The following is a 13,494-nucleotide window of genomic DNA, read 5'->3' on the forward strand; positions in this document are numbered from 1 at the left end:
TTATTCGTTTTGAAGGGGGAATTCCCGGCTGTGTTTTCTTTGTGAAATGACGATCATCAATACCATCAGAGCAAGGGATATCAGAGAAGCATTGAGAGTTCCCAGATCCAGTCCTCCTTTCGCTAAAGGCTTGGTTAAAAGATCTCCGAAAGTAGCACCAAACGGTCTGGTAAAAACAAAAGCAATCCAGAACAGCCACACATGATTGATCTTTGTGGCATAATGAAGTACGACCACAATAAGGATAATGAGTCCGGTAATCAAAGCTCCTGTCATGTAGCCGAGTCCTAAATTATCACTCAGAAAATCCCCAAAAGCAGTTCCCAGGCTGTTGGAAAATAAGATAGCAGTCCAGTAATACAGTTCTTTATTCTTTTCAAAAATGGGATACACCTCAAGGTTGCCATACTTTTTGTACCATAAAAACAAAGAAATTAAAAGGCCGGAAAGCAAAATTAAACTGCCTGTAAGGTAGCCTGTTTTCAGAGTTCTGTCGATGAAGTCAGAGATTTCCGTTCCTAAAGTGGTTGTTCCTACAATTACCATCCAGTATACGGCTGGTATATATTTTTTTACACCTAGCTGCACGGATAAAATGATGACAAAGAACAACAGGGTAATCAGAATACCAACTACATAGCCCAGATGAAGCGTCATAGAAATAAAATCACCTAAAGTCTCTCCTAATGTAGTGGCTACAATTTTCATCAGCCAGAACAGAAGAGTAACGGCCGCAACTTTGTTTACTGTTTTCATTTCTAAATAAAATTTATACCTCAGTATGTTTTCAATACAAAGGTGCAACCCGATTTAGAAGAAATTTAGAATTGTGGGAAAAGGGAATATTTTTAACTATAATTTAACAGAGAAAATATGGTGTTGATTCTCAAACCTGTAGTTGATAGGCCACTGATGAAACCTACAGATTTCCTGAATAATAGACAACCCCAGCCCGCTTCCACTATTATCCGTTGAAAGTTTTGAAAATCTTTTGAATAAGAAATCCGTATTCAGCTTCTCAGTCCCTGAATTGGAAACCTCAAAAACAGAATGGGTAAGCTGTACGGAAATACTGCCTCCTACAGCTGTATGACGAATGGCGTTGATGATAAGATTGTTGATTAATATTTCTGCCAGAATATTGTTTCCACTTACCTGTACCTCATTTGAAATGTGTTCTGTAACTGAAATATTTTTTTGCTCAAAATGTTCTCTGAGAATATCAATGCTTTGATGAAGCAAAAGATCAAACGAAATAATTTCCGAGCTGTCGAACTGGTTATTATCAATTTTAGCAAGCAACAAAAGGTTTTTATTGATGCGGGAGCTTCTTGTAAGCGCCCTGTTCATATCTTCTGCAATGCTGTATTGTTTTTCGGTAAGATTCTGATCCTGAAGCAAAAGATCCAGTTTATTTTTAATGATGGCCAGCGGAGTCTGCAATTCGTGGGAGGCATTTTCAGTGAACTCTTTCTGGGTTTTGTAAGCCGTTACATTACGTTCAATAAGCTTGTAAAGAGACTGATTGAGTTCTTCAAATTCAGCAGTGTCAGAAGTCGGAAATTCTATAGCATTCTGACTGTTAAGGTTAAAAGTTTTCAGCTGATCCAATGTACTTCTGAACGGTTTCCAGACAGATGAAGAAAGCCTTCTGTTAAGATATAAAAGCCCAAGAACAATCACCACGAAAAAAAAGATGGTAATCATGGCAATGACAGCTATGGTTTCATGAGATTCCTCAATATTGGTCTGTATAGTAAAAAGATAAGGTTTATTGTGAAGATAAATTACTTTTTCAAGACATCTGTAACGCTCTTTTTTCTGTTCCGAAATGAATGGCAGATGTTTTTCATAAGTATAAACACTGTCCTGCTTTACCTGGCTGGGAGAAATTCTTTCAATATTGGTTTCAGGCTGAATATGATTCCATAATTCAAGGCTTTTGCCCAGTGCTTCTTCAGAAAGTTGCAGCTGATTGAATTCATAAGCCGTTTTCTCTACAATAATCTGATTATGCTCATCCAGCTCACTTTTCCAGATCGTATCCACCACAAAATAATACACAGGAATACTGATCATCAGTACAATAAGTACGTAGATAAGAAAGGGTTTGGTGGTTTTGGTGAGTAGAGGCTTCACAATAGTTATGAATTATAAATTATGAGTTATGAATTCTTGTTTCTGTTATTTATTCTTTGCTGTAATGATGATACTTCGGATTATTTTTAATATTTCAGTGGCTTCATTATTGATGCTTTCATATTCAGTGAATGTTAAATAATCAGTGTGAGATAAAAGCTCTATCCAATAAATAGATTCATCACATTTTTTTTGAGCAACAGCCAGTTTATGAACAAAATCTGCTTTACTTTCAGCGTTTTGTGATTCTCTTACTAAAGCTCCAACTGCTGTTCCGCTTCTTAACAACTGTTTACTCAGAACATATTCACTTTTAGCAGTAAGATATTTATAAAGATTAATAATCCTTATTGCAAAACTAAAACTTTTATCTTTCAGCACATTTTTCTTTTCACTCATAACAATTCATCATTTATAACTCATCATTCATAATTATTAAAGCTTTCCCACTTATACCCCGTTCCGTACACTGTTTTAATATAATGTCCGCATCCTGCATCATAGAGTTTTTTCTTAAGATTTTTTACATGAGCATATACAAAATCATGATTGTCAAGCATATCAGCGAAATCTCCGGAAAGATGTTCTGCCAGAGTACTTTTGGAAATAACTTTATTTTTGTTTCCAATAAAATAAATGAGGAGATCAAATTCTTTCTTGGTCAGAGAAATCACTTCATCATTTACGGCCACCGTTTTTGCCAATAAATCGATTTGAAGTTCATTTTGTTTTACCACATTAGAACTACTGAACTGTTTCCGCCGGATAATAGAATATACTCTGGCCATAAGCTCAGAAAGATGAAAAGGCTTAGTAAGATAATCGTCAGCGCCCAGCTTTAGTCCTTCAATTTTATCATCAAGAGCATTTTTGGCGGAAATAATGATTACTCCGTCCTGTTTCTGTTGTTTTTTTAATTCTTCCAAAATGGTAAGCCCATTTCCGTCCGGCAGCATAATGTCCAATAAAATACAATCATAGTCGAATGTTTCAATTTTACTCATCGCTTCACCGAAGGTACTGGCCGTTTCACAGAGGTAATTTTCTCCGGAAAGATATTCGGAAATACTTTGAGCTAGAGCTACTTCGTCTTCAATGATAAGAATTTTCATGCGATAAAACTATCATTAAATTTAGAAGAAATTTTGAATTTATACTATTTAAAGAATAAAAAAGAAAATTTGTTACCCTTCAGGAATCTGTGCCTTCTCATAGATCAGACCTTCATTCTTCAATTCCTGCCAAAATTCAAAAGGAATAGTCGTATTAAGAGCCTGCATATTGTCTTTCACCTGTTCAGGCTGGCTGGCCCCCGGAATAATGGAAGCAAATTCATTAGCTGCCAATACAAAATGAAGGGCCGCATCAATAAGACTTATATGATATTTTTCAGCAATGGAAGTTATTTTTTTACGTTTTTCATGCATTCCTTTTGGAATTACATCTTTATAATTATAGCGTTCTCTTCCTGCTATATATCCTGAATTATAGCCAGCTCCCGAAACCAGTTTTACACCCGCTTTTTGAACTGCCGGAAGAAGGCGGTCCACTGCATCTTCATGTTCAAGAATAGAATATTGCGTTGCCGAAAGGCAGATGTCAGGATCAGCAGATTCAATACAGTCTAAAATAGGCTCTATCTTATTAACACCCATACCCCATGCTTTTATTACTCCCTGCTCACGAAGTTCAGAAAGTATTTTAAAAGCTCCATTTCTTGCTTGTTTCAGAAAATAAGGATAACGGTCTCCTACCTGATCCTCAGACAAATCATGAATATAAACAATATCAATATAGCTCAATCCGGTTCTTTCCAGGCTGTCTTCAATAGATTTCTTTATAGCATCGGCTGTATAATCATGGAAGAAATCGTAGCTAAGAGGTTTTTTCCACATGGTTGGAGGAACATCAGATTCAGAGACCTGATGAAAAAGTCTTCCCACTTTGGTAGAAAAAATAAAATCATCTCTATCCTGATCTTTTAGAAAATGTCCAAATCTCCGTTCACTTTTGGTCAGCCCGTACCAGGGAGAAGTATCATAATATCGGATTCCAGCGTTCCAGGCCGTCTGTAGAATCTCATCAGCCTGTTCATCTGTAATATTTTCAAAAGCTGTTCCTATAGCTACTCCGCCTATTCCCAGTCGGTGCTTTTTTGTTAAAATGTGTGATTTCATATATGAATATTTAAAGTGTTTGATTATTAATAAAGTACAAACATCATGCTGACCTCTATAGAAACGTTAAAAAGAAGATGGCCAGTAAGTCTGAAATCCATACCGGATAACGGGATAAAGGCTATTTCAGCATTTTGAATATTATGTTAAATATTTATTTTGTGCCTGCTTTGGTCTTGTTATTGAATGAAATTCAGTACACCATTTGAAATAATCACATACTATGAAAAAGCATATTCTAGTCGTAGGAGGAGGATTTGCGGGCATTAACCTTATCAAGTCTCTCAAGAATGATAAAAGGTTCAGAATAACTCTGGTTGATAAGAATAACTATCATTTTTTCCCGCCACTTATCTATCAGGTAGCTACTTCGTTTATAGAAGCGTCCAATATCAGCTACCCTTTCAGAAAACTGTTTTCAAACAATAAAAATGTGAAATTTCACATGGGAAGCCTGCTCAGAGTAAATCCTGAAAGTAAAACCATAGAAACAGATACCGGAAATCTTAGCTACGATTATCTGGTGCTGGCATTAGGTACAGAATCTAATTTTTTTGGAATGGAAAATGTAAAAAAATGTGCCCTTCCAATGAAAAATATAGAAGAAGCACTCTATCTGAGGAATCATATCCTGCTGACTTTAGAAGAAGCTGCAAGAAATAAAGATATTAAAGAAGCCGAAAAACTTCAGAATATCGTGATCGCCGGAGGCGGACCCACAGGAGTAGAACTGGCAGGTATGCTGGCAGAAATGGGAAAATATATTGCCCAGAAAGAATATCCGGAAATCAAATTGGGACTTTCCAGTCTCTATCTAATTGATGCCTTACCTACTTTACTTTCGCCTATGAGCCAGCTGGCTCAGAAAACGGCTTATGATAAACTAAAAGAATTAGGGGTAAAAATACTTCTCAATGTTTCGGTAAAAGATTATACAGACAGTAAAGTCATCTTAAGTGATGGAAGCTCCATCGAAACGGAAACCCTGATCTGGACTTCCGGAGTCATTGGAAAAGAAATCCCCGGATTACCTGAAGAAACAACTGGAAAAGGCAGAAGAATACTGGTGGATGACTATAATAAAGTAACCGGAACTACCAATATGTATGCATTAGGAGACATATCTCTTATGCTTACTGAAGAAAAATACCCGAAAGGACATCCTCAACTTGCTCAGGTTGCCATTCAGCAAAGTATAAACCTCGCTTCCAATTTTAAACGGATAGAAGATGGAAAAGTTCTGGAGCAATTCCGTTACAATGATAAAGGAAGCATGGCTATCATATCAAAATACAATGCAGTAGTGGATCTTCCGAAGCATTCTTTTAACGGATTTACAGCCTGGCTTACCTGGCTTTTCATCCATATTATTCCTCTTGTAGGATTTAAAAATAAACTGCAGCTAGCCATGGACTGGTTTCGGTTATTTATCACCAATAACCCATCCATCAGGCTTATTCTTTTTCCCAAAAGAAGTACAGGAAACGGATGACGATAAGAAAATAAGAACCTATAAATCTATGATATTATGAAAAATCAAAGAAGACCTCCATTTTTTGGAGAAACAGTTGTCATTACAGGTGCTTCAAGCGGAATCGGTAAAGCTACAGCAGAAGCCTTTGCAGAACAGGGAGCTGATCTTGTTCTGGCGGCAAGAGGAGAAGAAGCACTTACAGAAACTGCTGAATTATGCAGAAAACTGGGCGCTACAGTACTTGCTGTTCCAACAGATACTTCTGTTGCAGAAGATGTTCAGAACCTTGTAAGAGAAGCTCTTGAATTCACCGGAAAAATTGATTACTGGGTAAATAATGCCGGGGTGCTTGCATTTGGAAAATTTGAAGAAATTCCCATTGATGTCAGTGATCAGATTGTGAAAACAAATCTTTTAGGGTATATGCATTCGGCACATGCAATACTTCCTGTTTTTAAAAAACAAAAAAAAGGAGTGCTGCTTAATAACATTTCTATCGGAGGATGGATGCCGGCACCTTATGGAACAGCCTATACAGCTTCTAAATTTGGTGTTCGCGGTATGGTAGAAACATTGCAGGGAGAGGTTTCAGATTTTCCAGATATTCATATATGTGCGCTGTACCCCGGTTTTCAGAAGTCGTCAGGGATTGATCACGCAGCTAATTACTCAGGAATAAAACTCAGCACACCTCCTCCAGCATTTGATCCTCGTAAACTGGCAGCTTCCATTGTTAAAACAGCTAAAAATCCAACGGAAACTTCTTATCCGGACTGGTCAGCAGTAGTTTTTAAAAATTTATATGAAATCTTTCCCGGAATAGTACGTTACGTATCTTCCGCAGGGGTGAGAATGGTAATGAAGAAAGCTAACAAAGATGAAAATACCGAAGGAAATGTGCAAAATCCTTCCTCAGGAAATATGAGAATTGACGGAAAGACGTTATTTTCTATTCCTAAGAAACCATTAATCTTGGCAGCTGCAGGAATCATTGGAGCACTGGCTGTTGGACTTATTTTTTCAGGAAAATCAAAAGAAATAGAATAAGACTGATAGAAATAAACAGTCATCGATATATTTTGAAAAAGTCTCTTTACTATATTTTTTGTGATATATTTCATAAATTTACGGTGCTGTATCAATCTGATGATAGTATAAAATATTTCCAAGGTGAAAATTCACAACAAAAAAAAGTACCTGAGCTTCCTTAAATTTAAAAGAGATTTCCAAAAATACGGACTAGAAAAAGCACGCAGTTATGAGCTTATTCTGCATTGGCTGAACAACAGGCTAAGCAGAAATCAGTTTCTTGTTCTTTCCGGAATTCTGGTAGGCTGCACAGCAGGTCTGGCAGGAGTTATTCTGAAAACGCTGGTACACAATATTCATTATTTCATTACCAATAAAGTTCATTTTGAATATCAGATTTTATTCTATATCGTTTTTCCTTTTTTAGGAATTGTTCTGACCACAATGATCGTTTTAACCTTGTTAAAAGGTCAGGATCGTAAAGGAATCGGTGCTATTTTATACGAAATTGCACAGAATTCCAGTATTGTAGCTTCCGTTAAAATGTATTCCCAGGTGATACAAAGTGCTGTTACCGTAGGATTGGGAGGTTCAGCAGGATTGGAAAGTCCTATTGCCGTTACCGGAGCTGCTATTGGTTCAAACTATGCCCAAACGTACAGACTTAGTTATAAAGAACGTACTTTATTACTTGCTGCAGGAGCTACTGCGGGGATTGCATCTGCTTTCAATGCTCCTATTGCCGGGATTATGTTTGCCTTTGAAATTCTTTTAACCGGAGTGGTTTTCACAGATTTTATTCCTTTGGTGGTTGCAGCGGTCTGCGGAAGTCTTTTATCAAGGATTCTCCTTCAGGAAGATGTCCTTTTCAGATTTTATACCCGAGACCCGTTCAACTATAAAAATGTTCCGTATTACCTTATTTTAGGAATTGTTACAGGGTTGTATGCCCGTTATTTTGTCATTATTTCTCAAAAAGTAGAACACTTTATAAAAAAACTTCAGCTTTCGAGAATGCGTAAGGCAATGTTCGGAGGAGCTGTACTTTCCCTGTTATGCGTACTTTTTCCACCTTTGTTTGGGGAAGGATACGAAACGGTAAAAGCTTTTACCAATGGAAATACCTACTCTATTATTGAAAACAGTTTTTTCAGATATTTTGAAATCGGAGACTGGACCATTATTATATTTTTAGTTCTGGTATTGCTTTTAAAAGCATTTGCCACTTCATTTACCATATTCAGCGGTGGAAATGGTGGTAATTTTGCACCTTCTCTTTTTGCCGGAGGAACTTTAGGGTATTTATTTGCACTGGTTTGCCAGCATTTAGGCTTTACGGATGTTCCTGTCACCAATCTTGTTCTGGTAGGAATGGCTGGTGCCATGAGTGGAGTTCTGTATGCTCCGCTTACCGCTATTTTTCTGATCGCAGAGTCAAGTTTCGGATATGATTTGTTTATTCCCTTGATGATAGCCTCTATCATATCTTACCTTATTGCCAAATGGTTCTCTCCTATTTCTCCGGAATTAAAATCATTAGCTGACGAAGGAAAAATTTTCACAAACAAGCATGACAAAAACCTGCTTTTCGCCCTGAGAACTGAAGACTTTATTGACAAATATTCACAAACAATCAGTCAGAATGCCTCAGTTACAGAACTGTTTGAAATGGTAAAGAATGGAGACAAAAATATTTTCGCTGTGGTAGATGAGAACAGAAAACTGAAAGGAGTTCTTACTTTGGATGATATAAGACCTTATTTATTCAACAAAGAAATGGAAAACTCTCAGACGGTTACTCAGATCATGAAAGCGCCCCCAGCTATTCTTCATAGGGAAAATAGACCATTGGATATTCTCCAGACTTTTGACGATACAGGAGTATGGAATTTACCTGTAGTGAGTGATAATAATGATTTCATAGGCTTTATTTCAAAATCTTCAATACTGATGAGCTACAGACAGCTTCTGAAGGAATATTCCGATTAATATTGATAGCAGAATATAACAACTGAAGAACTCCATTCCACTTCTTTGGAGGGTTGGCGAAAATTCAAAGAATTTTTGACGGGGGTGGTTAGCATCGTCACATCATAAAAAAATCCGTTCATTGCTGAACGGATTTAATTTTAGTCTATAATGAAATTTGAAAAAATTAGTTGCTTGCGTTATTCAGCAGATCTATATCTTCCTGATCCAAAACAAGTTTGGGTGCATTGAAGACTGTTTCAAGCTGAGAGGCACTGGTTGCACTTACAATAGGTGCTGTAATCAATGGATTGGATAATAACCATGCCAAAGAAACCGTTCCCTGAGTGGTATTATGTTTTGCACTTACCTGATCCAGAGCATTTAAAACCTCAAGACCTTTAGCATTTAAATATTTTCTTACTCCTTCACCTCTCGCACTTTTTGCAAGATCAGCTTCATCACGGTATTTACCCGTCAGGAAACCTGCAGCCAGTGACCAATACGGGAATACACTTAAACCAAACTGTTCTGCCAGAGGAGCATAATTTTGCTCAAAACCTTCTCTTTCCATCAGGTTATAATGAGGCTGCAGAGCGACATATTTAGGAAGATTATTCTTTTCTGCTGCGTCAAATGATGCCTTTAAACGCTCCGGTGATAAGTTGGAAGCCGCAATATATCGTACTTTTCCGGCTTTAATGATCTCATCATATGCTGCAAGGGTTTCTTCTACTGGAGTGATATTATCGTCAAAATGAGTATAATAGAGATCAATATGATCGGTCTGAAGCCTTTGCAAAGACTCATCTACAGATTTAAGAATATGTTTTTTGCTGATATCATAACCGTGTTCTTTCGTTTCTGAACCTACTTTGGTTGCCAAAACAATATCATTACGGTTAGCTCTGCTTTTCATCCACTTTCCGATGATCTCTTCAGACTGTCCACCTTTCCCGTTCACCCACCATGAATAGGTATCTGCAGTGTCTATAAAATTGAATCCGGCTTCAGTAAAGCGGTCCAGTATATCAAAAGACTGTTTTTCGTCCAGTGTCCATCCAAAAACATTCCCTCCGAAATTGATAGGTGCAATCGCTAAGTCGGTGTTTTTGATCTTTCTTTTTTCCATAAAAATAATTTTACTAAGTGAGCTCTAAGGTAAGGAATATTAAGGCTGGAGAATATTCAAAATAGCCATTCCGTCTATAGTTATTATAAATGAAAATGCTGATGCTTGCTGGTGTTTTTTGATTATTATCTTTGTTGGAAAACGCAAAGGCGCAAAAATATACTAAACACTAACTGCTTTAAGACGCAAAGATTTTATCTCCGATAAAATTGAGTGCTGTTTATTTTTGTGTCTCTTGCAAAAAACTATAATATCTTTTAACATATCACTTGCTGAAAATCTTTGATTTTCTTAAATAATACCTTGCGTCTTTGCGTTTTCCAACAAAAGCAGCTAAAAAAATAAAAACAGCCCATGTAAAAGCTGTTTTTATTATCTATCAATTAAAAATACGGTTATTTTTCAACCTGTGGAATATCAATAGCAATAAGCTGAAGTTTGTATTCCTGTAATTGAAGATGGATGGTTGATAAACCGTTGCTGAAAAATGACGATGCTGTAAAAAGCTCATGATAATATGCGATCCCTTCAAGAACATTTTTCCTGAAAGCATTCCATTTTTTGGTCTGCGAATGAGTAATCTGTACAGTGGATTCGGTGATTTCCTTTCTCAGATAATCCACATACATTTTCAATTCATTAATAAACATATTCGGGCGTTGATTATCAGAAAGAATATTGGTGTTTCCGTAGATATGTTTTACCATTTCTGAAAGAGAAACTTCCTTATCAAAAAATGCAATATTCGGTCCGGGACATATCACAACGCCTTGTTTTTCACCTTTAATTTCTAGGTTCTGTTCCATGTATGCTGCATTCACAAGTCCTACACAAAGACAGGCTTTATCGGTAATTTCGGATTTTCGTTTATTGAATTCTTTTTCAGTGAATGCATCTTTATTTTCGTAAAGTTCTTTCAGTTTGATATCCTGATATTTTCTGGAGGCGGTACATGTTCCTTCCTGGGAAAATTCTTTGCTTAGTGCGAGAAGTTTTTTGGGACACGAACTTCCATATTTCCCTTTTGCTTCTTTCTCATACTTCAATACTTCGTTAGATGTCCCTTTTACGGTATTGAAAGGCACTCCCAATGGCGAAATATTACTCAGATAGAAATCCTGCTCTTTTGATTGTACAAGTAGATTTCTGGTTTCAGTGTCTACCGATGTTGCTTCAGGTACAAGTAAAAATGGTGAACCCCATCCAACACTGTCTACACTATAATTAGCCAATAAAAACTCATGCTCTTCAGAAGTTCCTACTCCACCCTGAACGGTAATCTTCATTTCCAAAGGTTCGGAAACTACATGTTTTCCTTTTTGTTCCAAAGCAGCCGTCATTAAGGTGTGAGCTGATTGTATCAGATCGTTTTTTTTCTGCTTGAATTCTTCCATGATGGGCCCGAGAAGCATTCCTTCAGTGGCAAAAGCATGACCACCGCAATTCAGTCCGGATTCTATTCTGTATTCTGAAACCCATAATCCTTTTTTAGCCAGGAAATTTCCCTGAATCATGGCAGAACGGAAATCGCTTACTTTAAGGATAATTTTCTTTTTAATGTTGCCGTTTTCATCCGGGAAAAAATCGTCAAACTCTTCCATATAGCTGTACAAACGGGGATTCATCCCTGCAGAAAGAACCATTGATGATGATAGTTTACTTTTGGCAAATCCACGCAGAGAGGCATGTGCATCGTTGTACATCACAGGAAGCTGTTCATTATTCTGATAATTGTCTTTATCTACTTTCGTCATGATATTGACATCAATACTTCCCGGTTTTAAATTGGATTCTATGAAATTTTTAATATTAGAACTCCAGTTCTCCTTTTGGTTGATTAAATTTTGAAGACTGTTTTTGAGATCTGATGTATTGGGAAGCATAGCCATGAAATCCTTCAAAGCTTCCTTGTTTTTGCTGATTTCCTGTTTGAAAGATTCAAATTTTTCATTCACAATATCATCCACCATATCCAGATAAGCCGTAACTCTTCTGGCTCTGTAATCTTCAGTTTTTGTTGAGATCCCGAAATAGTCAAGATTGAACTTTTTGTTGTAAAAGTTCTTCATTTTTTCCAGGATTTCATCATCAATGATGGAGATCACAGAAGAAATTCCATATTGGGCAACACGAATCGGGCTGTCTATGGTATAAGCCAGTCCCATTACCGGAATATGGAAATTGTGCAAAGGTTTTTGTGTCATAAAGTTTTTGATAAAAGTTTTTTGTTATTCCTCTAAAAATCCTTTACAACTATTCACTTCTTAAAAATATTATTTTAAAATGAATTATGCATCAAATAGTATTTTTATTATCGAAAACATGTCAAATGTCATTTTTTTTACATTGTTTGAAATAAAAAAGATCAGCTGAATAACTGATCTTTTCTTCTTGAAAGCTTTATAGTTTCACCTAATTATTCAGCTTTGTTTTTAAGCATCATCAGAAGACTGTAAGCTCCTTTCTGTACAATTTTCTTATCCTTTAAAAAATCGGCTTTTATAATCTCTGTAAACTGGTCATCAGCAATTCCGGTCACTACAGGAATCATTTTGTAACTGGAATTTCCAAGGTCTTCAAAAACATAATTCCTGTTTTCAAAAGAAACTACGGCTTCGTTAGGAAGTCCCATGGTATAACGGCTGCTGATATTTACTTCGGCATTCACGTACATTCCCTTTACAAAGTCAGTATTCACAGAAGATAACTTGGCTATAGCAGTGGCAGAACCTCCGTTTTCAATACTGGGAACTACGCTTACAATTTTTGCACTGGATTTCACATCTGGATTCTGATTGTTGTACACCAAAATTTCCTGCCCTGCTTTTATATCATTCACATCATTTTCAAAAATCTTCAGCTCTAAAAGCAATCCGGCTGGATTGATGAGTTCAAATAAAGTATCAGCCGGGTTGATATACTGCCCGTTATTCACAAGAATTTTACTTACAAAACCTGTAAACGGAGCATAAATATTGATTTTACTTCTGATATTTCCGGTACTCAGACCTTTGGCACTGATTCCTATGATTCTCAGTTTTTCTTCCAGCCCTTTTAAAGTGGCATTCAAGGTAGAATAATCTGCCTGAGCGTTCTGCATGGTTTTGTCACTGCTGGCTTTGCTTGTATTCAGATCTTTCTGACGATTATAGTTCAGTCTGGCAGCCTCAAGCTGAGCTTTGGTCACCAGATAATCCTGCTGCAATTGTATAAACTGAGGATCTTCTACTACTGCAAGCACTTGTCCTTTGCTGAAATGACTCCCATTAATGACATTGATCGATTTGATATGTCCACCCATAATACTGGAAACAAAACTGATATGCGATGGTGCAATTTCTGCCTTTCCGTTTAATTTCACCAGTTTTTCCATATTCCTGTTCTGAATACTGGTTGTTGTTAATCCTACAGACTGAATCTGTTTTTCTGTAAGATGAACGGAGTTTTTGTCGTTCTTAGAAAATTTTGTGTTTTCATACACCGTTTTTTCCTCCTCATTTTTTCCTGAACATGAAGATAAAGTAAGGATGAAAGCTAGGCTGTATAGGGATATATTCTTGAAATGCATGATGGTA

Annotated in this window: 11 protein-coding genes; 3 read left to right on the plus strand and 8 right to left on the minus strand. The window is 36.7% G+C overall.

The window, feature by feature from the left end:
• The 5 genes from NK356_RS01135 to NK356_RS01155 form a co-directional block, all read right to left on the minus strand.
• Positions 1 to 756 (minus strand): hypothetical protein, encoded by a 756-nt coding sequence (locus tag NK356_RS01135; RefSeq protein WP_253315991.1) that lies wholly within the window; start codon positions 754 to 756, stop codon positions 1 to 3.
• Between the two features lie 96 nt (positions 757 to 852).
• Complete coding sequence (locus NK356_RS01140; RefSeq protein ID WP_253315992.1) at positions 853 to 2,139, minus strand: HAMP domain-containing sensor histidine kinase; 1,287 nt, start codon at positions 2,137 to 2,139, stop codon at positions 853 to 855.
• 45 nt (positions 2,140 to 2,184) lie between these two features.
• Entirely contained in the window at positions 2,185 to 2,538 is a 354-nt protein-coding gene (locus NK356_RS01145) for a four helix bundle protein (RefSeq protein WP_034698058.1), read from the minus strand.
• Positions 2,539 to 2,561: 23 nt separating this feature from the next.
• Positions 2,562 to 3,251 (minus strand): response regulator transcription factor, encoded by a 690-nt coding sequence (locus tag NK356_RS01150; protein WP_253315993.1) that lies wholly within the window; start codon positions 3,249 to 3,251, stop codon positions 2,562 to 2,564.
• A gap of 72 nt (positions 3,252 to 3,323) precedes the next feature.
• Entirely contained in the window at positions 3,324 to 4,316 is a 993-nt protein-coding gene (locus NK356_RS01155) for an aldo/keto reductase (protein WP_051934519.1), read from the minus strand.
• A gap of 223 nt (positions 4,317 to 4,539) precedes the next feature.
• Here NK356_RS01155 and NK356_RS01160 point away from each other — a divergent pair, with 223 nt between their 5' ends.
• The 3 genes from NK356_RS01160 (at position 4,540) to NK356_RS01170 (ending at position 8,808) form a co-directional block, all read left to right on the plus strand.
• The gene (locus NK356_RS01160; RefSeq protein ID WP_034698066.1) at positions 4,540 to 5,808 is read left to right on the plus strand and encodes an NAD(P)/FAD-dependent oxidoreductase; all 1,269 of its coding nucleotides are present in this window, start codon (positions 4,540 to 4,542) and stop codon (positions 5,806 to 5,808) included.
• A 36-nt stretch (positions 5,809 to 5,844) separates the two neighbouring features.
• Entirely contained in the window at positions 5,845 to 6,837 is a 993-nt protein-coding gene (locus NK356_RS01165) for an SDR family oxidoreductase (RefSeq protein WP_034698069.1), read from the plus strand.
• Positions 6,838 to 6,960: 123 nt separating this feature from the next.
• A complete protein-coding gene (locus NK356_RS01170; protein WP_253315994.1) occupies positions 6,961 to 8,808 on the plus strand; it encodes a chloride channel protein in 1,848 nt (615 codons plus the stop codon).
• 166 nt (positions 8,809 to 8,974) lie between these two features.
• Here NK356_RS01170 and NK356_RS01175 read toward each other — a convergent pair whose 3' ends face one another.
• From NK356_RS01175 to NK356_RS01185, 3 genes are all read right to left on the minus strand, one after another.
• Positions 8,975 to 9,919, minus strand: coding sequence for an aldo/keto reductase (locus tag NK356_RS01175; protein ID WP_253315995.1), 945 nt, complete (start codon positions 9,917 to 9,919; stop codon positions 8,975 to 8,977).
• Between the two features lie 395 nt (positions 9,920 to 10,314).
• The gene (locus NK356_RS01180) at positions 10,315 to 12,123 is read right to left on the minus strand and encodes a hypothetical protein (protein WP_253315996.1); all 1,809 of its coding nucleotides are present in this window, start codon (positions 12,121 to 12,123) and stop codon (positions 10,315 to 10,317) included.
• A 212-nt stretch (positions 12,124 to 12,335) separates the two neighbouring features.
• The gene (locus NK356_RS01185) at positions 12,336 to 13,487 is read right to left on the minus strand and encodes an efflux RND transporter periplasmic adaptor subunit (RefSeq protein ID WP_253315997.1); all 1,152 of its coding nucleotides are present in this window, start codon (positions 13,485 to 13,487) and stop codon (positions 12,336 to 12,338) included.
• Positions 13,488 to 13,494: the final 7 nt, after the last annotated feature.

The organism is Chryseobacterium sp. S0630 (assembly GCF_024158915.1).
Taxonomy (GTDB): Bacteria; Bacteroidota; Bacteroidia; order Flavobacteriales; family Weeksellaceae; genus Chryseobacterium.